Origin of the sequence: Okeania sp. SIO2C2, assembly GCF_010692625.1 — a bacterium.
GTDB classification, from domain to species: domain Bacteria; phylum Cyanobacteriota; class Cyanobacteriia; order Cyanobacteriales; family Microcoleaceae; genus Okeania; species Okeania hirsuta.
Genome location: NZ_JAAHGM010000042.1, coordinates 1 through 25,184, shown reverse-complemented (window position 1 = coordinate 25,184; position 25,184 = coordinate 1). Strand labels below are relative to the sequence as shown.

Genomic DNA, 25,184 nt, shown 5'->3' with positions numbered 1-25,184 from the left:
CGCCTGAATTTTTAGCCAGTGATATCACTCTACACCATGGAATTCTCGGTCTCCAATAACTACCAGTTTATATTTTTTATATCAACCTAAAACTGGTTTAATAAGTGCTTTTTGTTCGCTTAAATTAGTCGAGCCTTTTTTCGGCAAAATTTGCCAGTAAATCGGTAATGCTCGTTTTTTATAGATAACAGCAATAACAAAGATATTATGATTTTTCCATTGTGTTCTATCTCTAGTTAAAATTAATTGACTACCATCAGAAAAATCCCTGTTAATAATCATCATTGTTAATAATCATCATTATCATCGGAAACCAAAACAAAGGAAGGCTCAAAGAAAATAATGTTAAAAATCTTTGTATCTGTTTCCGGCGACTCTCATATTTAATCGGTAAAGGAAAACAGGCAGCTAATCTTTCTCTTTTTACAGTTTTCTGGACAGTAATTAGCCTTGCCTAAAATTTTTAAAGTTTGAACTTGAGTATTGGTCAAAGATTGTTTAAAATATGACTCATACAATGATAAAAATTGCATTTTGGTCAGTCTATATCTGTAAGTGGACTGACTTTTTTGAGGATAAAATGTGACTGATGGCCATAGGGCTTTGGTTAACATAAAAATCAACTCAGATTGGGGGAGAAGGGGTGGGTGAGCGATCGCTCACCCACCCCTTCTCTCAGAATAATTATTATTATCATTGACAAAAATCCATATTTTCTACAGAGCTTTAATCCAAGAAACCTTGATCCAACAATGGTTTTGAGTTGCTTGTCACCCCATGAGGTTTTTTTGTGTCTTGAGTGCGTCTGACATTCTGGGGAGACCCCAGAATTACCCACTCGCTTTTTTTGGACGAATGACCAAAACTCGTCACTGCTGATTTGTGAGCTATTGATATTCTCGACATCAGCTAGATCAATCATTTGTCCTTTTTGAGAAGCAGCTGTTACTAAGCTAACTACCGTATGATCAGCTCAATTCACCCTTTCGACTCATCCCTCTTCAACTACTGCCCTCAACGTCAGCGAGTAGAACCATGGGCATCTGTTCAGGTTGAATTTTTCTACGATGGTAGAGAGTGTCAAAAGTATCGGTGTTTGCCCAGTATTCCGCAGGAAAAGTTTGTCGGCATTCAGGACAATCATATCCTTGACTTCCAATACTTATCTTTCCATGATACCCGAGTTTGATGATGGCCACACAGAGGACATTCCATGATCATAGAAAGTGTTTGAGGACAATGATTATATTACCATTCCCACACTTTCGCACAGGCACTACCAAATATTCCTTAATATCTGAAAGAATAGGGATAATTTAAGATCTTGAGAGCTTCATACAACCTGGATTTGTTCTAATTTGACTCAGACCCTAATGTTGCTCAATGATGTTCTTGTCTGTTCCATGTTCCCTTTGATAATTTAGGCAAAAAAAATGGCAACTGCTCAAGCTAACCTCTTACGATTATTATTTGCTTCTACACCTGTGGGAGCTATTGGTTCAGGTACTGGAGGTGGAGTCGAATTCACATTACAAAATCTTGCCCAAGAAATGATTCTCAGAGGACACAAGGTAGATATAGTTGCGCCACAGGGTTCTATAACTAAAGTAGATTGTCCCATTATTGAAATTACCGGAGAACTGCAAGTTAGTATTCAGCAATTAAATCGTGATACTCCCATTTCAATAATCCCTAAATCTGTGCTTACCAGAATGTGGGAGTTTATAGGAAAAGAGCAAAATAATTACGATTTGATTGTTAACTTTGCTTATGACTGGCTACCCTTTTATTTATCTCTATTTTTGAATGTCCCTATTGCCCATCTGGTAAGTATGGGTTCTCTGTCAAAGGCAATGGATGAGATTATAGAAAAAACCAGTATTAGTTTTCCTGGTACTATTGCTGTTCACACAAAAGCTCAGGCAGAAACTTTCTCATTTCCTAGTAGATGTCGAGTTGTGGGAAATGGTATTGACATAAAAAACTATCAATATTGTGATCGACCAAATAATTACTTGGTTTGGGTGGCGCGCATTTCTCCTGAAAAAGGATTGGAAGATGCTGTGGAAGCTGCAAAAAATACTGGTATTCCTTTGAAAATAATGGGTTTGCTTCAGGATAAGTCTTACTGGGAGAGTATGCAGCAAAATTATCCTGATGCGCCAATAGAATATTTAGGGTTTCTACCAATTAAGGAAATGCAGTTAGTGCTGCGACGCAGTCGAGGGTACTTGATGACCCATCGATGGAGTGAAGCATTTGGCATGACTGCCATTCAATCATTAGCTTGTGGTGTGCCTATAATTACCTATAATAAGGGAGGCCCTGCTGAAATTGTGCGTCACGGCCAAACAGGTTGGCTAGTTGAGTCTGGTAATCTAGTGGAATTGGTAAAAGCAATTAACAATCTTGACAAACTTGATCGTTTAGCTTGTCGGCAACAAGCGGAAGCTGAATATTCTATTCAAGTTTATGGAAATCGTATGGAAAATTGGTTCTACGATATTCTGGCTCAGACTAGCTATTCGCTGAGGAGTTAGGAGTTATACCAAGGGTGATAAATATTTGTTGTAAATGGTAGGGACGTTGCATGCAACGTCTGTAGGTCAGAGGGAAGAAGGAAGAAATATTGAAGAAAAATAGAAGAATGATAGAGATAGCTGTCTAAAATTAATTGGAGTAGCTCTTTTTAAGCCAATAAAGTTCAGATAATACTAAAACTCATAAGGTATGGAACCATTAGAGTAGCTCTTGAGCTTACAGAACTGCAAAAAAAATCCTTAACTGAACTGCATTGCTTTTCAACCCTCTCTGATCGAGACGCACCTTCTTGTAGCATTCTTTTTTCAAACTGGTATAACAATATCACGATGGTTAAATATTATCTAACATTGACAGAGCTTTTAATCCCCTGTGCTCATCAGACTTTTTTTGATGATTCAGGTTAATTATCTGTTGAACAATATCAACTAAATAATCCCCAGCAATCCCCCACAGTTCACCATATATACCTACCCAAAAATTGTTATGTCTTCTATCTTTTCTTTGAGCTTCTGTTCATCTACAAATGTAATTTTGAACACCGGATTTTTTGATAAATTTACCTTGATAAAATCAACCAGTATCAGCAATAGCAAGCAGTGAAATTAAATTAGTCAAACCTTGTACATTAGCTAGACTTCCCTCTAGATTATATCCACCTGTTTTACCGAAAAATTGGGGTAGGCGCCTCGCCCTTGTAGGGCAACTTTTTATTTTATTTGTAAGTGAATTGAATATATGCTAGAGTGTTATTAGTTGCCGGGGGGCACTCGGAAACTCTAAACGGAGGTAGAGGGAAGGTTCAGACTACCGCCAAGGAAGCAGCACCCTGTGTTAGCGGAGCTATGCGCCACCAAAGCGTCAACCTCCCGAGGAACTAAGGTTCGATAGGAATCCCTGTGCCTTTAGGCCAGAGAGGATGTCAAAGTCTTTAAACATGGCTTCGATGCCCATTCTCCACCGATAAATTTTCAAAACTTCATACAAAGACGTAAAAGCCTTTTCCTGTCTATATTTGAGCCTATTTTCTACTTCTATTTTGTGTAAAGTCCCAATAGAACATCTGTATTAAGAGAAAATAATTTTGCGATTAGTGTATAACTAAACTTTTTATTATACCATATCCACTTAATTATTGATAAAAAAAATTCTTCTCCTAAATACCTTCTTTCTCCCTCCAGACTCCAGACTCCAGACTCCTCCGTAATTATTTATAACTGTTCATCCGAACATAATATTACTCGCTATTGTTCCAGGAATTACAAATTCAAGTATTAGACTTGTCGCTTTATAACTATAAAAAACTGCTAAACCCTTATCATGTAAGGATTTTAGCAATTTCCAGTGCAAAACGTATGGAATTACTACTGTGTCTTAATTTGAGCGATTTTTTCTATCTATTTAGCGACAACTCTATTGAAGTTCGGAGGATGTCAAACTAACCCAAATATATTGCCAATAAACCACCCGTAGAATAGGAAAAATATTAATCCTTCCCAACGAGTTACTTGTTTATCTTGAGTGACAAAAAAGAACATAATTGTTCCTGCTAATAAAACCAATAACCCACCACCAATAAGATCTTCAGGAATTTCTAAATTGCCGATTAGTCCTGGTATTCCTACTACCATCAATGAGTTGAAAATGTTAGAACCTAAAACATTTCCTACGGCAATTTCTGGGTGACCTTTTTTAGCAGCAGAAATAGTAACTATTAACTCTGGCAATGAAGTACCAAGAGCAACTGCACTTAAAGCAATTAATTCCTTAGCAATCTTGAGTATCTCAGAGATTTTAGTAACTGATTCAATTGTATAAGTTGCACCCAAAAATACAAATAATGAACTAATAACCAAAATGGCTATTTGTTTGGTTGGTAAAATTTTCTTTGAGTTTCTATTTCCATCTTTTTCTAACTCTTGTTCTTCCTTACCACTACTAATAGTGTATAAAACATAGACAACATATCCCAAAATACAAATAATAGCTTCATTTTTAGAAAAATTATTATCTAAAACTGTTAAACCTAATAAAAAAGCTGAACCAACAAATAGTGGTAAATCTACATTAATTAGTTCATATTGTATCCTTAAAGGACTGCTGATCAATGATGCAGTACCAATAATCAAGAAAATATTAGCAATATTGGAACCAACCACATTACCAAAAACAATTTCAGAGGAGTTTTGGTATACAGCGATAATAGATGATACTAACTCTGGTAGAGAGGTTCCTACTGATACTATTGTTACCCCTACTAAAAAAGGAGAAATTCCTAAAGATATACCTATTTTTTCTGCTGCATCTGTAAAGAAGTCAGAAGCTTTAATCAGAACGAATAAGCTGACTATAAATATTACGATCCAGACAATTAAGTTTGGCATTAGTTTCTTATTTCCATTTACATATATTATATATTTGTCGCCAATCTAAATTGAAGTTTTAGTGAGTATATTTAATATAGAAGTTGACATATCTTCCATGATCGAATGCTTTAACTGTTTGATAGTTGACTGCTGCTAAAAATTTCCTAAAATCCTTGATATTATTTTTGGCAACTTCAACTAACATATCAGGTCGATAGCTAGATATCAAATTTTTTGCTCCTTCCAACACATCTATTTCTTTGCCCTGTACATCAATTTTGATGAAGTCTACTTTTTCAGTAATTATTTCATCTAAAGGAACAACTACTAATTCTTGACCATTGATAATTTTATTGTCAATTTCTGTTAAAAATAAATCTTTAGCAGGATGTTCTTTTATGAAAGATTTACCACGATTTTTACCAATAGCGTAGCCTAATTTAGATAAGTCAATATTGCCGACTTGGTTAATTGAGATATGCCTCTTCAAAGCTGCAATAATTTCTGGATGAAATTCTATGGGAATGATTTTTGCTGCCTGAATAAATTTGGCAAAGTATACTAAATGATTCCCTGTATTTGCTCCAATATCAACTATAACTGGATTTGATGATTTTAAGTTTTGTCTGATCGACTCTAGCTGGGCTAATTCATAAAAATTACCACCAACATGAGCAATTTCTACTGCTAGATTTTTTCCTGTTATTTCAAATTTTATGGGGGTGTTTTGATAATTGAATGAAACTAGATTGTCTCTTTTGAGTAACTTATCAACTAAAGTTAACCAAACTTTAGCTACTTGATAATTAGGATTAATTTCTAATGCTTGACTGAATTCTGATTTAGCTTCCAAAAGTTTATCTTGTCTAATTAGTAAATTACCGATCGCTTGATGAGCTTGAAAACTTTTTGGCGATATTTCTAAGGCACGATGAAAGTAATTTAGTGCTTGATCAAATTTGCCTTGTTGAACTAGACTATTACCAATATTTCCATAAAATTCTAGGGCAGAATCTGGTTTGAGTTCTGCTAATTTTTGCCAATAAATAATAGCTTCGTCTAATTGATTTAACTCTTGTGTAATTTTGGCTAAGAGATAAAGTAGAGATATATTATTTGGCTCTATGGAAAAAGCATATTTATAGAATTGACTTGCTTCATCTAGTTTGCCCTGGTTTTGCTCTATTAAACCTAAGTTAATTAGGGTGGGTACATGATTACTATCAGACTTGAGTATGTCAATATATATTGACTCTGCTTCTTTTAGTTTTCCTTCTTTTTGTAGATTTATAGCTTTTTGGAAAGCTTGATTTATGTCTGTCATTGTTAGTTTTTTTGATAATTTTTTTGATTTTCAAACAGAATAGGTTAAAGATTTTTTCTTGTTTCCTCCTAATATTGCCAAAATCAAGGAATATGAACCTATTAATTAATATTGATTATTTGTTTTGATGTGTATAGTAATCCTAAGTCACTTGTAGAAAATTTAGGCACGGATATTAGAGAAAAAATTTGAAACCTTTAAGCCTATTCTCTGCCCCTTTTTTCTTAATTTATTATTAGTTTTGATGTGTATACCAATACTAAGTTACTTGGATAAAATTTAGGCACAATTATATTAGAGAAAAAACTTGAAACCTTTACTTTAAACCTATTTTCTGCTCCCTTTTTCTCAAATATTTTTCATATAACAAATATTGAGTTGGTGTTTGACTTATGCGAGTCTATCCCAGTAATAAGATTTTTGCTAAAAACCCTAAAGATTTTGAGAGTTAAAAACGAAAAATCAAGGTTTTCAAACAAATTTTACTTAATCAAATAACCCTGTTAAAAATAGTGGGATAGGTTCGCTGATTATAAGTCTTATACAAGGAAATGTTTTTCTCCCTGTTGCCTGCTATACAATCCAAACTAGGATAGTTATCTTAACCAAAAACTATAGTCATTCTGAATAAGACTAGAACACTTTTTTAGCTGAAACTCTTTCAAGGTAAGAAACCTTTGTCTCAATCTTAACTGGAATGACTATAAATAAATATTCGTATATATATCCAATAAAAAAACTTGGTACATTATACAACTATTAGTCGAATATGCAAATAATTAATAAATTTTTTCCAATTGACGAAAATCACGCTCTACTTCAGACCAAAGAGCACGGTTATGAGGGTCTGTTTTGAGTGCTTTCTTAAGATAGTTTCTAGCTTTATCCAGTTGCCTTTCTCCAATGAGGTGACGTGCCCAACGTTGATAGGCGATCGCTTGCCATTGTCGTACTTCCCAATCTTGAGGCATTCTTTGAGCCAAACCTTCTACTACAGCGATCGCTCGAGGATATCTTTTATATTTTAATAGTTGCTGTAAATGTAAATAATAATTTTGTTTAAGTTGTTTTTCTGCTTCTGATAAGTGTGATTGACTTTTATGTTTATTCTGTTTACGAGTTACTTTAACTTTTGTTTGCTTTGAGGGCGAAGTTTGTGGAGATTTAGTTTCTGGTTTTGAATTATTTTTTGTTGATTTGACAGTATAATTGTATGGTGATTCTGTTTGAGTAGGAGCAATTTTCAGCAAAATTTTGTAAGCTTCTGTAACTGCAATAAATTTATCTTTAGCTTGCCGATCGGGGTTAACATCTGGATGATATAGCCGTGCTAATCGTCGATAAGAAGCCTTAACTTCTCCTAAACTAGCTCCTATATTTAACTCTAATTGTCGATAATAATCTGCTATATCCATACCTTTTTTACAGATAATTAAAGTAGGGTGAATATTAAGTAGTTGTGTCAAATCAATTACACATTAATTTTAGGCATTCTCAAGAATTTAGACAAATTTTTGTTCAATCTATTTTGCCTACCTACTTAATTCACCCTACTGGAATGACATACCTAAATTTTGTGCTTTAGATTATTGGGGTGGGGTGGGTCCATCTAATTGGTTAAAACTCATTAATTTAACATGGAACTCTCCCCTACCCGATGCAACATTTTAAGTATGTCATGCCACTACTAACTACTAACTTTTAGCTATAGTTTTTAGGTAAACATTTTCTGCGGAATGCTGCGCAAACAGCTATTAGCTATCAGCTTTTCCTGCGGAATGCTGCGCAAACAGCAACAAGACTTTCTCTTTAAGAACAGTGTTTAAATTAACAACTACTTTAAGGTCAAGAGAACCAACTTTTGTAGTAAGACAATTAATAAATCGTCAACTAAAAGCAATAGCTGAAGTGTTGAAGGCTGAAGGCTGAATGCTTACATTTTTAGTTTTGACGTTCGTCAATTACTTGGTCAATTAGACCATATTCTTTTGCTTCTTCAGCAGACATAAAATAGTCTCGATCGGTATCTTTTTCTATCTTTTCTAAAGATTGACCCGTACATTCTACGAGCATATTATTTAACTGCGATCTAACACGCAAAATTTCCTTAGCTTCTATTTCAATATCTGTTGCCTGGCCACGAGTACCGCCCATTGGTTGGTGAATCATAATTCTAGAGTTGGGCAAAGCTAGTCTTTTACCTTTCGTACCAGCAGCTAATAAAAAAGAACCCATAGAAGCAGCTAAACCTAAGCAGATAGTAATTACATCTGATTTGATGTACTGCATAGTATCGTATATGGCCAAACCTGCAGTTACAGAACCACCAGGAGAGTTGATATAAAGATAAATGGGCTTATTTGGGTCATCAGAATCTAGATACAACATATAGGCTACAATTCTATTAGCTAGTCCATCTGTAACTTCTTGACCGAGAAAGATAATTCTTTCCTGACCAAGACGGGTGTAGATATCTATCCATCTCTCATACTGACTGCCAGGAAGACGATAAGGAACACTAGGAACACCTATAGGCATAATTTTTTGACCTTTGATTTTTTGATTTTATTGAGAACTTAAACAGCAGCGGGTAGTGGTTTTGGCAGTTCTTTTCTACTTGCTAAAACTTGGTCTATAAGACCATATTCTTTAGCTATTTCGGGTGTCATATAGAGCATTCTATCTGTATCTTTAGCAATCTTTTCTATTGATTGACCCGTATTTTTAGAAAGAATATTTAAAAAAGTTGTCTTATTAGCTAAAACCTCTTTTGCCCTAATTGAAATATCTGTTGCTTGACCTCTAGCTCCTGTTTTAGCTTGATTAAGAACTATGGTAGCATGAGGTAAACTTGCCCTATATCCTTTTGTTCCTGCCGACAAAATCATTGCTGCTGTACCCATAGCTTGACCAATACATATTGTATGAATTGGTGGTTTAACGTAACTCATGGTGTCACAAATAGCAAATGCTTCTGTTTCAAAACCAATTGCGTCTCCTGTGTACCAAGAAGTACCAGTAGAATTGATATAAAAATAAATTGGTTTTTCTGGATTATCAAACTGTAGATAAAGTAGTTGAGCAATAATTAATTGGGTAACATCAATACCTACATTTCTTTTTACTTCATCTGATGAAAATAGTGGTAATCCTAAATAAACGATTCGTTCTTTTAACATTAAAGATTCTAAATCAGGGGGTGGTGTCCGAAAAGAGGTGTCTCCGTAGTAACTCCCTGCTTGAACTGCTTTTATTTGTGAGTTCATTAGATAATTCCTAGCAATAATTGTACTATCTTTAAATTATGTTAGCGTGCTGTAGGGTTATTGTAGCGGGTATGATTGATATTAGTCATGGTCTTAAATTTAGTGATAATATTCTGAAATATTGCTACCAAAAACAATTTTTTTTGTCTAGGTGTGGATTTTACCATAATTATTTGGCAAAAATGGCGTATTTACCATTAATTATATTAATTGAGTAATATAGTTAGCAGAGATTGGGTTTCTTGTTGAGATACAGACTCGATTGTCATTAACTTTTTGAGAAACCTAGTTTTTATGTATTCAAATCGAAATTTTTCCCTATCAAAAATGGAGCGAGTGAGGACTCCCGGTACAATCTCCAATTTACCGGGATATGAATCGCGACAAAGCAAACAATAAGCACTCCATTGAGATAGATTGAGATAGAATGATGATCAAATTGGGACATGATAACACTAACCTACGAATTTAAGTTAATCCCCTCTCAGCAACAGATTGCCATCATAGAAGATATGCTGGCGGTCATCAGAAAGGTGTGTAATTATGCCTTGAGAGAGCGCAAAGACTGGATTAACAGTAGGAAATGTGCAGTTAACTGTTGTTCATTGCATCAAGAATACACAATCCCAGGGGATGCACCTTACCCTAACTACAATATACAAGCGGCCAACTTAACAAAAGCTAAGAAAGCTAACTCAGAACTCAAAAGAACAAATGCCCAAGTCTTACCGCAAGTTCTCAAGAATTTGGAAAAGGCATTTAGCAACATGAAACAGCAGGGCGATCAAATAATGAAAAATTAATAATTAATAATTAAAGAATTCAGCAATATTTGCTTCCCCTTGAAATGGGAAAAAATGAAATTTTTCCTTGAGCTTCAATCCTCTCCCTTTGAGGAAGAGGTAATTATTAATTGTTAATTGTTAATTGTTAATTGTTAATTGTTAATTGTTAATTGCTGAAGGATACCCCTGCTTCAGGACATCCCCTAGGAATTGATATTGGAGTTGATAAATTTTTAGCAACAACTGAATTGTGAATTGATGGAACGTCCAAAGTTTTTAACAAAACTACACAGCAAGTTGAAATTACTGGAACGTACATTAAAGTTAAAATCTAAGGGGTCAGCAAATCGACATAAACTTAACCAAAAGATAGCCAGACTTCATCAAAAAATCTCAGACACCCGAAAAGACTTTCACTTTAAACTAGCTCATCATTTATGCGACCAAGCAGGAATGATATTTGTGGAAGACCTAGACTTGAGAACCTGGGCCAAAGGAATGTTAGGTAAACATACTTTAGATGCAGGGTTCGGTCAGTTTTTTAATATCTTGGCTTGGGTATGCAGGAAACTAGGGGTATATTTTGACAAGGTAGACTACAGATATACCAGTCAAATTTGTCCAAATTGTGGAGCGCATACAGGTAAAAAAGACCTGTCTGAGCGGGAACATAAATCTCCTGAATGTAACTACTCAATCAACCGTGATGTAGCAGCAGCAAAAGTGATTTGTCATCGAGGTGTTACTGCGGCCGAGTGCAGATCGTGGAGGAAATTGACTGTCTAGGCGTACTGTCGGGGACTGGCAACAGTCTAGATAAGTGCCACTCAAGCAGTAAACCTAAATCGCGAGGTTTGGGAATCTCCTGTTATAATCTTTGATTTAATGGGAGAGGATGTCAAATTTGTGGATATATCCTGAAATAAGTAGTAGTAAAATTTCTAGTATATTTATGAAAGTTAATCTACATTCAGTTCTTAACGATACCAATATTGATGCCACTAAATCTTCATCTCAACGTCAACTGGCCATATCTATTTCGGCTCTGGCTGATGAGCTAGAAAGAACTGTACCACTAAACCTATGTTTGATTTTAGACCATAGTGGTTCTATGGAAGGAAGACCGCTGGAAACTGTCAAACAAGCAGCAGGACAACTTGTAGATAAATTGAAGGAGGGCGATCGCCTTTCAGTTGTGGCTTTTGACCATAGAGCTAAGGTGATTGTTTCTAATCAAATTATTAATGACCCTGGTAGTATTAAGCGCGAGATTAACAGATTAAGATCCTCTGGTGGTACAGCTATTGATGAGGGTTTGAAGTTAGGAATAGAAGAGTTAGATAAAGGCCAAAAAGATTCTATTTCCCAGGCTTTTATATTAACTGATGGGGAAAATGAACATGGGGATAACGACCGTTGTCTTAAGTTAGCAAAGTTGGCTACTGATTATAGTATGACTCTAAATTCCCTGGGGTTTGGTGATGATTGGAATCAAGATGTTCTGGAAAAAATAGCTGATGCAGGTGGGGGGACTCTTGCTTATATTCAACGTCCAGAACAGGCAATAGAGGAATTTGGCAGACTGTTTAATCGGATTCAATCTGTGGGACTTACTAATTCTTATTTACGATTATCTTTGATGCCTAGAGTTAGATTAGCAGAACTTAAGCCTATTGCACAAGTAGCACCAGATACTATTGAATTGCCCGTACAAAAAGAGAACGACCGTTTTATGGTCAGACTGGGAGATTTAATGAAAGATGTAGAAAGGGTAGTTCTAGTTAATCTTTATATTGGGCAATTACCTGAAGGAAAACAAGCGATCGTTCAATTACAAGTTCGTTATGATGACCCTGCTCAAAGTAAGGAAGATTTACTTTCTGAACCTATATTAGTTGAAGCTAATGTTACGGAAAAATATCAGCCTCAAATTAATTCGGAAGTACAAAATCATATTTTAGCTTTAGCAAAATATAGGCAAACTCAAATAGCTGAAACAAAATTGCAACAAGGCGATCGAGCTGGTGCTGCTACAATGTTACAAACTGCTGCTAAAACAGCATTACAAATGGGAGATACAGGAGCAGCAACTGTTTTACAAACCAGTGCGACTCGTTTACAAGATGGAGAGGAACTTTCTGAATCAGACCGGAAAAAAACTAGGATTGTCTCCAAAACAATTTTAAAGTAAAGGATACTTTTTGATTAGTTTAGCCAGGGAAAAATTCCCTGGTAAATAATTAAATTTTATCTAGATAACTAGAATTTTATTTATCAGAAATTATCCGAATATAATATTGAAAATTAAGCTTTAAAGCCTCTGTATAGCTGTGCCACTGGCTGTAACTCTACAAGTATAAACAAGATAAATTTTTCCTTTTCGCCAATCCTCTTGTTTTCAATTAGACTCAATCAAAACATCTAGTTCTTCCATCTATAAGTTCCATAACTTCTCTATCAGTTTCTCACATATGATTCCTGATTACTATATATAAATAACTATTATTTGGTGAATCTTCATCAACCCACTAAAATAATAATTAAAAATTTAAATTCATTTCAAAAATTTAGCGTTAACTTATTTTAGATGAAATAGTAACAATTGAAATGCAAACTTTTCAGTGTCTTATTCTCTAAAACCTATATGTACTCAATAAAGTCGCCAACTACTATACAGCACTTTGCAGAACAATTAGGTACAATGCCCAAAGCAATAAGCAAAGATAAAAATGAAACCTTATTATTTACTCAATGCTATTACTGTACCAATGAGTCGTGCAAAAGGCTGTAAGTTTTTGATCTGGAAGTAAAAATAGTTTTACAACAAGTATGAATTGGATTTTTTTACAAGGGAAAGAATGGTTTCAAAACTTATCTAGAGCATTAACAACTCCACTTTTTTATATTGGAGATAATCATCTTTCTATAAGTGCTATTGTCAGACTAATTCTATTAGGTGTAGCAGTCTTAATTATTGCTCGTGCTATTGGAGAAGGAATCAAGAGATTACTACTAACTCGTATGGGTTTAGACCGGGGTAATCGAGAAGCGATCGCCTCAGTTATTATCTATATAATCGCCATTTTAGGAATTTTAATTGTTTTACAAAGAGCTGGTATAGATTTGAGAACTATTACAGTTTTAGCAGGGGTTTTAGGTATTGGACTTGGCTTTGGATTACAAAATCTTGCTAGTAACTTTATTAGTGGTTTAACACTTTTATTTGAACAACCTATTAAGGTAGGAGATTTTATTGAAGTAGACAATTTATTAGGAACAGTAGAAAATATTTCTATTAGGTCTACAATTGTGCGTACTCTTGACGGTATATTTGTAATTGTACCTAATATAAAATTTGTAGAAAATAATATTATTAACTGGAGTTATAAAGATCCTAAAAGTCGTCTTCGTATGCCAGTTGGAGTTGCTTATGGTAGCGATCCACTGTTAGTAACGGAAGCATTATTAGCTGCTGCTCGGGCAGAAACGAGTGTATTAAACCGTCCTTCTCCTAAAGTATGGTTTAAAGGTTTTGGTGATAGTTCTTTAGATTTTGAGTTATTAGTTTGGATTGACCATCCTCAAGATAGCGATATAATTCAAAGTTCTTTGAATTTTTTAATTGAGCATGAATTGACTCAGCAGGATATAGTTATTCCCTTTCCTCAGAGAGATTTATGGTTAAAAAATCCACAAGATTTGAGTACCTTATTTAACAGTGGTATTTTTACAAATAATAGCGAAAGTAAAGTTTTTTCTCAAAATGGTGTTTTTTCTGAGCAAAAACAGAGTAGTTTTCAACAAACTAAAAAATCAGCATTAAAATCACCAAATAATTGGACTTTGCGAGACCTACTCAGAAGAGTCACTTATTTTGAAAGTCTTACTGATTTAAAACTCAGAAAATTAATAGAATATGGTTATAGACAGTTATTTCCTCAAGGGCAAATTATATTTAGAGAAAATGATGTTGGAGATTCTTTTTACATTATTCTTTCTGGTGCTATTGAGGTGATTTATGAAAAAACTGGTAAATATATTGCAACTCTTCACGAAGGAGAATTTTTTGGTGAAATGTCTTTGTTATTGGGTTCTCCTCGTACAGCTACAGTAAAAACTATTGAAGATTCAATTTTATTTGTAATAGAACAACATGATTTGCAAAGATTATTAGAAGAATCTCCTAGTTTGGCTACTGATATTTCTCGAAAGCTTTGTGAACGCCGACAGGCATTACAAGAATTAGGATTACTTGATCGTAGTTCTTCAGAAAATACTCCTTTTACCAGGATTAGAAATCGGATTCAAACTCTTTTTGGTATTTAAATAAAGAGGAGTCAGTCGTCAGGAGTCAGTCGTCAGGAAGGAAGAAATAATACCATTTCTCAAAAACTTTTCTACATTTTCTTGAGTAGGGGAGTAGGGGAGTAGGGGAGTAGGGGAGTGGGGGAGTGGGGGAGAAGTAAAAATAATAATAATTCATATTAAATCTGTTCAAATTAGCAAAAAATTTATTAGGATAGTTTAATTACTTAATAACTGAAGTTTTACCTAAGTACAGCATTACTTTTGGTAATTGGTATAAGAGGAGAAGGAGAAAGTTTTTTATCACTAATTATCCGGACATGATATTATCGTATAATTCAGTAGTTAGTAGTCAGAAGAAAGGAGAAAAGAGAAAAGAGAAAGGAAGGATGAGAGTGAGAATTATCTAGGGATATTCTGGAATTTTATGTCTACATTAAGTCTACATTAATATAAAGTATAGAGTAGGACAATTGTATAACCGGATTTCATGTTAAATGGAAAAAGTATACATTTCCAGAAACTAACTTTTAGTCTATAAAAAAAATGGCAAAAATTAGAGATAAATTTTCGTAATGAGCTAATATAATATCTAATACTATTGGATAAAAGAATATAGTAATCCTCAACGTAGTTGTGTCAAAAATATCTGAGAGTTAGGGAACGCTTAACTAAAGAAAAGTGATATTGAAACCTAAGATTTATAGCAGCTTCTATCAAGAGCAAGTAGTTAGAATCAATGTTTTATGATGTGTGATAAATATTTATCAAATTGGTATGACTTTTCCACTCTATCCTCAAGAATAAATAAAATTATAAAATACCATCTATTCCTGCCTGTGCTTCCTGGCGTAATCTAGAAGCAATTCTAAATAGTTCTTGACCTGTATGTAAATAATAATCATCATAATTTAGAGTAAACAATTCTAAATCTTCTATTCCGTCACTAACTTGATTTAAGCAATAATATAAATGAGCTGCTACTCCTGCAAAATTAGATGGATTTGGCTGAGAACTAAATAAATTATGAGCTTTTTTGAGCAAGCGCCGACAAGTTTCTAAATAATTTTGGAATGATTCCATTAGTTGGTCATCAAACGGATCGGCTGCTAAATAATCAATTTCCTTTTTTAGAGGTTTTAATATTTGAATTATAATTTTATTAACGGGTTTATAAACCTGATTTAACCATTTTTGTAGATGTTCATCTGCATTTTTACTTCTTTGATTTTGCTTCTGGTAATTTTTCTTTGTATTTGTATAATTCCAATCGTGTTGATTAAATTTTAGGTCATAAGATTTTCTTCGTTGGGGATCGCCTAATACTTCATAAGCTTCATTAATGCTAATAATACGTTTATGGTCTGCTATTTCTGTATTAGCATCTGGGTGAAATAACTTCACTAAACGACGATAAGCTTGTTTAATTTGTCCCTGAGTTGCTGTGGGATTAACATTCAAAGTTTTGTAATAATCACTAGTGACCATAAAATTATTTCTACTCAATATTTACAATAGAATCTAAGTTTTTACATTTCCATTACTTATTTTATTCATTGTTATCAATAATTTACCAATGAAATAAACAAACTTTTAAATTGATAATGGTAGATTAAATATTTTAGATTCTAGATAGCAATAGTGAGTAGAAAATTATATAAGGTATTTGAATTTCCCGTAAATATGAATTCTGCTAAATTTTGAACTGGGATTAAATTTGACTTTCCGTTAGGTAGAAGACTAATTATATTTTCTCATCACAATACTTAGTCTTTGCAGAGCTTTAAATAATCCCAAATTAGTCAGGTACTTACAATTCTCATCAAACACTACTACGCAAATATATAGCACTATAGTTTTGAGCACGTATATTGAGGCATTTTGTCAAACTGAAATTCAAATCAACTAATATGCAGAAACTAAGTATTCCTGTTACTTTTTCCTGATGACCTAAATTTGCCAAAAATGTAGTGTCGCTACGCGAAAGTCAAAAGTCAATCATTTTTGATTTGTAATTGTTCCCGCGATTTTGTAACTGGTCAGTTATTTCCGCCATCCTGCACTAGTATTGCCTGAATGTGTAAGTCCCACACTGAAATATATCTAGCTGACTGCCGTAGCTAGAGTTTGTTCTGGTTCCTGAAACAGTGGAGTACTTAAATAACGCTCCCCAAAACTAGGCTGAATCATTACTATCAATTTACCTTGATTTTCTGGTCGCTGACCTACTTTTATTGCTGCACAAAGAACTGCTCCTGTAGAAATACCAGACAAGATACCTTCCTCTTTAGCTATACGACGACCATAACTAATTGCTTCACTATCAGGAACCTGAACTACTTCATCTATAATATTGACATTAAGTACAGATGGGACAAAACCTGCTCCTATTCCCTGAATTTTATGGGGTCCAGGTTGTCCACCGGATAATACTGGACTATTTGAAGGCTCCACAGCGATCGCTTGAAAATCAGACTTTCGTTGCTTAATAGTTTCTGCAATACCTGTAATAGTTCCACCAGTACCAATACCTGCCACTAAAATATCTATTTGGCCATCCGTATCTTCCCATATTTCTAATGCTGTAGTCTGGCGATGAATTTGTGGATTAGCCGGGTTATCGAATTGTTGTAACATATATGCGTTAGGCGTTGACTCTACTATCTCCTGCGCTTTTGTGATACAACCCTTCATACCTTCACTACCTGGGGTCAAAACCAATTCTGCTCCGTAGGCACGTAACATAGAGCGACGCTCTAAACTCATTGTTTCTGGCATTGTTAAAATTAACTTGTAACCCCTAGCTGCAGCTACCATTGCTAGAGCAATACCCGTATTTCCAGATGTTGGTTCAACTAATACTGTTTGACCGGGTGTAATTAAACCCTCACGCTCTGCTGCATTTATCATATTCACACCGATGCGGTCTTTGACAGAGGCGGCAGGGTTCATTCCTTCTAGCTTTACTACTATTCTGGCGACACAACCTTCTGCTTGAGGAATACGATTCAATTGTACTAGAGGTGTACGACCTACTAATTCAGTAATATTATGAGCAATACGCATGATATATTTATCCTAAATGGTATGGTATAGTAAGGTCTACCTATAATTTGATAGAAAATAATTGTTTATTATGCTAAACTTTAAGTTGATTTGCAGCTAAAGTAAAGTGTCGTTGATTTCTGTAAAAATACTTTCTACTTTTTCAGGACTTCACATTATTACCAAAAGTCTAAAATAAATTTATATTAAGTTATTTTCTATTTTATTTTGATAAGTATACCCAATATTAGCTATGATTGCTTGGGTTTATATATATCTTATGTACTGAATCTTACAGATTTATATATTTTTTCTTTTTCTTTATGTTCTTCTGAGCATATTGTTTAATCAAAATTATTGAGTTAATCTTCTATCTTAAAAAACCTTAAAACTAATTTATAAGTTTGTATACTTACTACTAAATAATAAGTTTATTTTCAATCAAATATATTTTCTATTCTCTTTCTTAGTCAATTGGATATACGGATATGGCTAAGTTTCTCCATTCTCTCTCAATCCTTTGGAACTGTGTTCAAGGCAGATACGCTTTTGTTAACTTTTATTTACCTCGAAACATAAGTTATAGTAACTGCCAGGGCGATTAGGACAGAGAAGAATCAAAGTTATTAGACCATTTCATAGAGGCGATATAGCTGCCGCTAGGCTCCACCAACCCTATATTTCTCCTTTATGTCCTAAGCACCTTGGCGACTGCTATAAATTAGTTTTCACATATACTTATTTAAATAATTTACCAAATTTTCAAGACAAAAATTCTAATTATACAACCTTTTTGGGGGTTGCACATTATGGAATTATATTGCCAAAAAATAGTTTAGACTTTGACTAAAAAAAACCTAATATTAATTATTAATTATAGCAATTGATTAATCCAAAATCTTGTTCATCAAAAATCTCAAATCATTCGTCACTGTGCAATGCCCCTTTTTGAGTAGCCCTTAAGAAGATAGTATATAACTACTTGCTAATTTATATATTTATAAATTTTGAATTCAAGCCAACATCAAATCTCATTTAATATCTGTCAATAAAAATAGTTAAAAATAAATTTAGTTTACTGATGTTAATTACCAAAATAAGAAACAGGGAACAGAAATGTAGAGGAATCTGTTTTCAAATAAGTCATTAATTATTATAGCAGTCGAAGCCAAGAGGGTGGACATATCAAAAGATTAAAATTCAGGCAACACAAGATTTTTTTCTTCTAGATAACTAATCGCCTAAATAACTAAACGCCTTCTCTCCTAGATAACTAACTTTTTCCTCCTTGCTTCTTTTTTCTGCTATATCTATCAGGATAATTTGATAATTCAAGTATAGAATTTTTAACTCTCAGAATTATATGTATGTAGTTTGAGTAATCCTAGATAAATTGCAATAAATAAACTTTTAAAACTTTTAAGGTGTATAGGGTGGAATTCCACCCTAATAACTTCAGCTAATCACTAGAACTGGAATGTAGTCCTGATAGTACCGATAATTAATTCATCATTATCATCATCTTGGTTAGCATTTGTAATTACAGTTACACCAGGAGTAATCGAGATATTATCTGTAACTTGATATTTGTAAAATGCTTCTATGTGCCATGACATATCTTGTCGTAATCCCGATGCCAACCCATTAGGAAGTTGTAATTCATTCATATAGGGTTCCCGGCCTACAACAATACCACCTAAACTACCTTCCTTAAACAGATCGGGGAAAGCTATATTTGCTCCATAACTCCATTGTTCAAAATCACCTAAGCCAATTAGTTTCCCATCAAGATACATACCAAAGCCATTAATCGTTACCCAATCAGCTGCTCGCCAGGACATTTGTACACCATAAGCATTAGTCGAAACTGGTTGAGCAATATTAACTGAACCTGGTCGGCGGTCATTAAGTTCTGCATTTAAACCAAAGATAGTATTGGCAACACCAGTCCCCACAAAGCCACTGTTTAAACTGCCATTATCCCCTAGACCTGTAGCTGCACCATCATCATATCCAAAATTTCCTGGTCCAAAATAGCCTTTGTTGTAGGTAAGTCCAATTTGGAAATTTTTGATTGGAGTAAAAGTTAGTTGTGCTAATGCAGCATAATCTCCATTAAATAAACCTCTTCCTTCCCGAGGATCTTCACCTTCCGCTGCTAAGTAACCAAAAGATACAGAAAATGGACTATAGACACAAGCATATTGGTCTTTGCAACCAAAATCATACTCAACGCCAAGTCCTTTACCTCCCCCTAAACGATAGATCGGACTCCTTTGACCAAAAGCACTTAAAGAACCACTTCCTCCATCATAATCTTCCATGTAAGGGTTGAGAGTAGGAACAAAATCGTACCAACTTACTTTATTAGCAGCAATAGTTACTCTAATGTTATCCCTGACAGGGAACTTATAGAAAAGTTTATCTAGCTCAACCGTATCATCTGTGAGGTTAAGAACATTAAAAGTTTGCTGTCCCTCAGCCTCAGCTATCTTCTGGTTAAATGCTTGAGCATTACCTGCTTGTAACCTTGTAAATAATAAGTCCTCACCAGAAAAGCTAGTGTTGAAATTCAAACGTACCCTGTATTGAAATACTGTTTGGTCTTCGTCTTGTGTATTATCGTTGAAGGTTCCGTATCGCCCTTGGTCTTCAAAGTTATCAACAAAGGCAAAAATTACCTCACCTCTAAGTTTGGTAGTTGTCGAAAATTGATTGGCCTCTAATTCAGCAGCACGAGCTTCTAGAGCATCAACACGACCCCGCAAAATAGCTAATTCAGCAGAAAATTCTTCTTGTAATCTTTGTAGAATTGCCAGGTCTTCTCTAGTTACTGTATCTGCTATAGCAGCTTGTAATAGTTCTGTAATTCTATCTAAGCAAGCATTAACACCAGCCGCAAATTCAAAACGGGTTAAAGCACGGTTACCTCTATAAGTACCATCCGGATATCCAACAATACATCCATAACGCTCAACTAAGGATTGTAGTGCTTGAAAGGCCCAGTCTGTAGGTTGAACATCAGAAAGTTGAGATACAGAAGTAACTTGACCTTTTGTTTTTCTTCTATTTCCTCTGTTAAGATTACGAAGACTTGGTTGACGAAGGTTACGACCTTCTCTTCCGTAGCGGTTTATTTGTCTTATGGTCGTTGCTGGTGCATTAGCAACGGAATTAGCTGAATTTGTTCCAGGGACTTGAGCTAATAGTTCAGTTTCCTGTGTTTCTATGCTTGTATCTTGGGACTGAACAACCAGATTTGCTGATTTACTTTCAGTCGCTACAGCGGCTGAGGATGCAACAAGGGTTGCTCCCAAGACTGCTGGACTAAATAGTAGACAATTCCAGAATTTTTTTGACATTTTCCCTCTCATCCTCACACCGATCGCAGAGAGACCATTTGGCTATATTTATCAGTTAATTTTGATTGGTTAGCATAGTTTTAGCTTTGCAACTTCTTGATTATTAAGAAGGAGTTGCAAAGGTGCAAATAGTCTAATTTTTTTTCAGAGTCTAGGTAGCTCTTGGAAGGATTAGACTTACAAGCAATCTTAAAAATACTTTCAACCTTAGAACAAATTTTGAGGTTTGTTCAACTTTATCTACAGCACAAACAGAGCTTTCTGTGAGTTTTACTAAAAATTTAATTTTTAACCCTAAGATTTTTACTTGACACTCCCACCGTTAAATCGCTCGATTATAACGGGGGATTCTTGCTTCACAAACTCTTAACTAGATAACAAATCAAACAAGTTGAGCTGTACCCCTGCCAGACCGTCTCCACAAGCTTTTCTTGCTCCGTCTTTACGCTGAGGAAACCTCAGCGCAGGCGGTGCGCTTTTATTTAACGGTGTGCCCCACCGCTATTAACCCTCTACTATTGATTCACCACCACTTAATTAATTTATAACTTTGAAATCTATGAGGGGCTGTGTGCGTTGGTTTCCCGTGCAATTTTTACGCCCCCTCTCACCGCTAAATCTCGCGATTATAGCGGGAGTCCTCTTTCAAGATTTTTTGATAAATAGATTCGGTAGTTGAGTGACAGGTTATCACAATTTTTTTTTATCAACAACCTCTATACAGAATTTTTTTATTCTGTTAACCATGGCCTAATTAATTTTTGATCTTTGTATCTCTAGTATAAATTTTTGCTTTTTTGAGTGTACCTTATTTGCTGTGTCCTAGTATGGAGAAGACTTCTCGTTGTTCAAATAGTTCCAAGAAGTTGCTATTAATTTTATTCTGTGCTGCTTCATGACGCATAATTCTGAGAGCAACTTCTACAGGCAAACCTTGTTTGTAGGGGCGATCTCCTGCTGTTAAAGCATCATATATATCTGCAATAACCATAATCTGGGCTTGAATAGGAATATCTTTTTGCTTTAGTCCCCTGGGATAACCACTGCCGTCCAATTTTTCATGGTGTCCATAAGCAATTTCTGGAATTTGCTGTAAGTTATTTGTCCAGGGAATCCGCTTCAAAAATTCGTAAGAATGAGTTACATGAGACTCTATAGCTTTTCTTTCTTCAAAAGTCAAGTTACCTCTAGGAACTGCTAGTTGAGCCATTTCCTCCGGTGTAATTAGTGATTTAACTTGACCGTCTATGTCTTTGTAAGTGTAAAGTAATAATTGCTTCAGTTGTTTCAGTGGTTCTTCTGTTGTTATAGTTGGCTCGTTAGCGGTTAATACTATTTGCCAATAGTTATTAAGCTTGGTGATCGCTGTTTCTAGTTCTAAATCCAAATTTTCAATTTTTTGGCATAGAGGACAATTTTCTTGAGTATGTTGTTGAGATATGTCAGATAAATGTCCGAGTAACTGTTTATACTTGGTTTGAGTATGCTCCATCTCCAATGTACGTTGAGCAACAGAAAACCTTTGCTGAATCAGCTCTAATTGTTCTTTATAAAGTTTTTTGCGTTTTGTTAATATTGCTTCTGGGACTCCAATTTTACCGAAATCATGCAGCAAAGCAGCATACCGAACTTCTTTAATTTGCTGCTCGTTAAAGGACACTGCCCATAAAGGCCCGCTAGTAATAGTATTAACCTCTTCACACAAGCTTACTGTTAATTTTGCTACTCGTTCTGAATGACCTGATGTACATTGATCTCTAGCTTCTATTGCTTGTACTGATGCTTTGACAAGGCCCTCAAATAGATTTTCAATATTTTCTTGTAAATGATTTCTTTCTATTGATATAGCTGCTTGAGAAGCAAGAGAACTTACTATTCGTTCTTCCCATTGTGAGTACGGCTGAATTAATTCTTGAAAATTCTTCGCTGTTAATACTGCATTTGAGTTAATCTTGCGATTAATTAACTGGAGCACTCCAATTATTTCCTGAGACCTATTTTGCATAGGTAAAACTAACACAGAACAGGTACGATAACCAGTATTTTTGTCGAAGCTTTTGTCAAATTTATAAGGTACACTTAAAGGTAAATTATAGGCATCTGATAAGTTTAAACTTTCACCTGTAAGAGCAACATATCCAGCCAAGCTTTTCGGTGTCATATTGATGGCCAGTTCGTGGAAAGAAAAGTCTGGCAAGGAATCGTTTTGGGCTACCTTGAACAATAACCTAGTAGGTTGATTTCCTTTTTTTTCTACTAGATAGACGCTACCTGCATCACTACAAGTTATCTCCCGACTTTTGGATAAAATTAAATGTAAAATATCGCCCAAATCGTAAGTATCTGAAAGGGCAGCACCAATATGTAGTAGCTGCTCTATCAATAATTCTGTGCTCTCGGTAGCGGATTCTTGCATCCACTTGAGAATATTTAGTTGGAACATAATTTAGGGCTATTAACTAGCCTTTATCCTGAGCAAACTTAATTACTAATTAATACACTTAACTTTCGGGTAGTAATATAGTTAAAGAAAATTATTTTGAATTTAAAGGCATCAAAATTCTAGTTTTTGCTTGCTTAATTTCAGTTTTAATGAGAAAATTTATTAACTAATAACTCTATTATAAATACTTGGTCAGCTAATCCGTACTAGACTAACTTAAATTGTATCCGCTCAATAAATGGGGGTAGACTACCAGTTGAGAAAATATTTTACGTAATTTGAGGTTTATCTTTTACCGATTCACCCCGGATTATTGAGCTGTTACCTTAAATTTATATCGAACTATGAAAACTAGCTTAGTCTAAAGCAGATATTTGTTTAGCCATGCTAAAATCTTTTTCTGTTAAACTGCCTACATCATGGGTCGTTAAATTAATTATTACTTTATTATAAGATATCTCTATATCAGGATGATGCTGTGATGCCTCGGCTGGATCTACTAATTGATTAACAAAACTAATTGCTTCGACAAAATTTTTAAATATTTTTACGCACTGAAGTTTATTTCCTTCTAGCTTCCAGTCTGATAATTGACTAATACGTTGACTAATTTCTTCTGCACTCAGCAATTTACTCATAAAATTCTCCAAAAACTATCCGCTCTTATAATAAAGTAGTATGTTAGCAAATGCTTTAGTACTACTTTATTATAAGAGCGGTCTAGCGGGTCACCTTGATTGAAACCTAACTGCTGAGAGAAACCCCAGATCAGCTTAGTTAAAATAAATTTTAACTCCCCTAGAAGGGGAAACAAGCTAGCTACTAGAGTCAAGCCCCAGCACACAGCTGGTATTTTCCAATCTGGTGACCCAAGCGTTTACTACTATCTTGCATGGGCATCACCTCCTTATATCCCTAAGCGGTTTTTAATAATCTTTACTATTAATAATAGTAGCACAAAAATTTGAGAATGCAATTGTCTTGTTAATTTTTTTTTTCTCAGTTCAGGACTTCAATAACTTAATAAGCAAAAATTAAGAGTTTTAGATACAGAGTAATAACCAAAAAAAGGTTAAGAGATTATCTCTATTAAAATAACAAATATGCTAGTTAAAAAAAACAAAAATATAAAGTACATTGCTGGTTTATCAGGTAGAGACTATCCAATCATTTAATGAGTGAATATTATTATTCCGCTACTGTTCATCACTTATAGCGCTGTGCGCAGGCAACACGCAACAGGCAACAGCTCCGGAAGGGGGAATAAATTGCTGATAATATAAGAATTTTAGCTATTTGGCCCCTCCTGCAATTTGTAAATATACCAGCGCTCATTGCTATAACTTGAAAAGTTCTGTATATACGCTGGATTGAAAAAAGTGCCTAATCTTCCAAAAATAATGGCTCCTACAAACTAACAATGTAGGAGCCATGAAAGGATTTAAAATTTATCCCTTCATAAATTATTACAGAGCGTTACCACGAGGTAATACTTCTTCAGGGAATATAAAGTTTTGATGTGGTTGATCTTGAGGTGCCATCCATGCTCGGATACCCTCGTTCAACAAAATGTTTTTGGTATAAAATGTTTCAAACTCTGGGTCTTCTGCTGCCCGTAATTCTTGGGATACGAAGTCATAAGCTCGTAGGTTTAATCCTAAACCTACTATACCGATGGAACTCATCCACAATCCTGTTACTGGTACAAATAACATGAAGAAGTGAAGCCAACGTTTGTTGGAAAATG

18 protein-coding genes and 1 pseudogene are annotated in these 25,184 nt (G+C 34.6%); 5 read left to right on the top strand and 14 right to left on the bottom strand.

Annotated elements, in window-relative coordinates; translation table 11 throughout:
- Positions 1 to 81 precede the first annotated feature (81 nt).
- The 3 genes from F6K18_RS25635 to F6K18_RS25625 form a co-directional block, all read right to left on the bottom strand.
- Positions 82 to 285 carry a hypothetical protein gene (locus F6K18_RS25635; RefSeq protein ID WP_287525125.1) on the bottom strand — a complete coding sequence of 68 codons (204 nt, stop codon included), beginning with the start codon at positions 283 to 285 and terminating at the stop codon, positions 82 to 84.
- Between the two features lie 441 nt (positions 286 to 726).
- On the bottom strand, positions 727 to 906 hold the full coding sequence (locus tag F6K18_RS25630) for a hypothetical protein (RefSeq protein ID WP_287525124.1): 180 nt from the start codon (positions 904 to 906) through the stop codon (positions 727 to 729).
- A 95-nt stretch (positions 907 to 1,001) separates the two neighbouring features.
- The gene (locus F6K18_RS25625) at positions 1,002 to 1,199 is read right to left on the bottom strand and encodes a hypothetical protein (RefSeq protein WP_287525123.1); all 198 of its coding nucleotides are present in this window, start codon (positions 1,197 to 1,199) and stop codon (positions 1,002 to 1,004) included.
- Between the two features lie 234 nt (positions 1,200 to 1,433).
- On the opposite strand from F6K18_RS25625, the gene F6K18_RS25620 reads away from it, so the two are divergent.
- On the top strand, positions 1,434 to 2,540 hold the full coding sequence (locus F6K18_RS25620) for a glycosyltransferase family 4 protein (RefSeq protein ID WP_287525122.1): 1,107 nt from the start codon (positions 1,434 to 1,436) through the stop codon (positions 2,538 to 2,540).
- Positions 2,541 to 3,974: 1,434 nt separating this feature from the next.
- Here the strand turns inward: F6K18_RS25620 and F6K18_RS25615 are convergent.
- The 5 genes from F6K18_RS25615 to F6K18_RS25595 form a co-directional block, all read right to left on the bottom strand.
- Positions 3,975 to 4,925: a calcium/sodium antiporter gene (locus tag F6K18_RS25615; protein ID WP_287525121.1), complete on the bottom strand. Its 951-nt coding sequence runs from the start codon at positions 4,923 to 4,925 to the stop codon at positions 3,975 to 3,977.
- A 58-nt stretch (positions 4,926 to 4,983) separates the two neighbouring features.
- Positions 4,984 to 6,231, bottom strand: coding sequence for an FkbM family methyltransferase (locus F6K18_RS25610; protein WP_287525120.1), 1,248 nt, complete (start codon positions 6,229 to 6,231; stop codon positions 4,984 to 4,986).
- A gap of 779 nt (positions 6,232 to 7,010) precedes the next feature.
- On the bottom strand, positions 7,011 to 7,646 hold the full coding sequence (locus F6K18_RS25605; RefSeq protein WP_287525154.1) for a DnaJ domain-containing protein: 636 nt from the start codon (positions 7,644 to 7,646) through the stop codon (positions 7,011 to 7,013).
- 526 nt (positions 7,647 to 8,172) lie between these two features.
- The gene (locus F6K18_RS25600) at positions 8,173 to 8,769 is read right to left on the bottom strand and encodes an ATP-dependent Clp protease proteolytic subunit (protein WP_287525119.1); all 597 of its coding nucleotides are present in this window, start codon (positions 8,767 to 8,769) and stop codon (positions 8,173 to 8,175) included.
- 38 nt (positions 8,770 to 8,807) lie between these two features.
- Positions 8,808 to 9,497: an ATP-dependent Clp protease proteolytic subunit gene (locus F6K18_RS25595; protein ID WP_202218960.1), complete on the bottom strand. Its 690-nt coding sequence runs from the start codon at positions 9,495 to 9,497 to the stop codon at positions 8,808 to 8,810.
- 446 nt (positions 9,498 to 9,943) lie between these two features.
- On the opposite strand from F6K18_RS25595, the gene F6K18_RS37375 reads away from it, so the two are divergent.
- The 4 genes from F6K18_RS37375 to F6K18_RS25575 all read left to right on the top strand — a co-directional run bounded on the left by F6K18_RS37375 (position 9,944) and on the right by F6K18_RS25575 (position 14,608).
- Positions 9,944 to 10,300 carry a helix-turn-helix domain-containing protein gene (locus F6K18_RS37375; RefSeq protein ID WP_287525118.1) on the top strand — a complete coding sequence of 119 codons (357 nt, stop codon included), beginning with the start codon at positions 9,944 to 9,946 and terminating at the stop codon, positions 10,298 to 10,300.
- Between the two features lie 240 nt (positions 10,301 to 10,540).
- Complete coding sequence (locus F6K18_RS37370) at positions 10,541 to 11,068, top strand: RNA-guided endonuclease InsQ/TnpB family protein (protein ID WP_375341350.1); 528 nt, start codon at positions 10,541 to 10,543, stop codon at positions 11,066 to 11,068.
- A gap of 166 nt (positions 11,069 to 11,234) precedes the next feature.
- Positions 11,235 to 12,473 carry a VWA domain-containing protein gene (locus F6K18_RS25580; protein ID WP_287279491.1) on the top strand — a complete coding sequence of 413 codons (1,239 nt, stop codon included), beginning with the start codon at positions 11,235 to 11,237 and terminating at the stop codon, positions 12,471 to 12,473.
- A gap of 638 nt (positions 12,474 to 13,111) precedes the next feature.
- The gene (locus tag F6K18_RS25575) at positions 13,112 to 14,608 is read left to right on the top strand and encodes a cyclic nucleotide-binding domain-containing protein (protein ID WP_287525117.1); all 1,497 of its coding nucleotides are present in this window, start codon (positions 13,112 to 13,114) and stop codon (positions 14,606 to 14,608) included.
- Between the two features lie 792 nt (positions 14,609 to 15,400).
- On the opposite strand, the gene F6K18_RS25570 is transcribed toward F6K18_RS25575, so the two are convergent.
- The 6 genes and pseudogenes from F6K18_RS25570 to F6K18_RS25545 form a co-directional block, all read right to left on the bottom strand.
- Positions 15,401 to 16,075 (bottom strand): J domain-containing protein, encoded by a 675-nt coding sequence (locus tag F6K18_RS25570; protein WP_287525116.1) that lies wholly within the window; start codon positions 16,073 to 16,075, stop codon positions 15,401 to 15,403.
- Positions 16,076 to 16,690: 615 nt separating this feature from the next.
- Positions 16,691 to 17,653, bottom strand: coding sequence for a cysteine synthase A (gene cysK / locus F6K18_RS25565; RefSeq protein WP_287525115.1), 963 nt, complete (start codon positions 17,651 to 17,653; stop codon positions 16,691 to 16,693).
- Positions 17,654 to 19,098: 1,445 nt separating this feature from the next.
- Entirely contained in the window at positions 19,099 to 20,994 is a 1,896-nt protein-coding gene (locus F6K18_RS25560) for an iron uptake porin (RefSeq protein ID WP_287525114.1), read from the bottom strand.
- An 808-nt stretch (positions 20,995 to 21,802) separates the two neighbouring features.
- Complete coding sequence (locus F6K18_RS25555) at positions 21,803 to 23,437, bottom strand: HD domain-containing phosphohydrolase (protein ID WP_287525113.1); 1,635 nt, start codon at positions 23,435 to 23,437, stop codon at positions 21,803 to 21,805.
- Between the two features lie 356 nt (positions 23,438 to 23,793).
- A complete protein-coding gene (locus F6K18_RS25550) occupies positions 23,794 to 24,075 on the bottom strand; it encodes a 4a-hydroxytetrahydrobiopterin dehydratase (RefSeq protein WP_287525112.1) in 282 nt (93 codons plus the stop codon).
- An 828-nt stretch (positions 24,076 to 24,903) separates the two neighbouring features.
- Positions 24,904 to 25,184, bottom strand: a pseudogene (locus tag F6K18_RS25545) (photosystem II D2 protein (photosystem q(a) protein)); the annotation flags it as partial.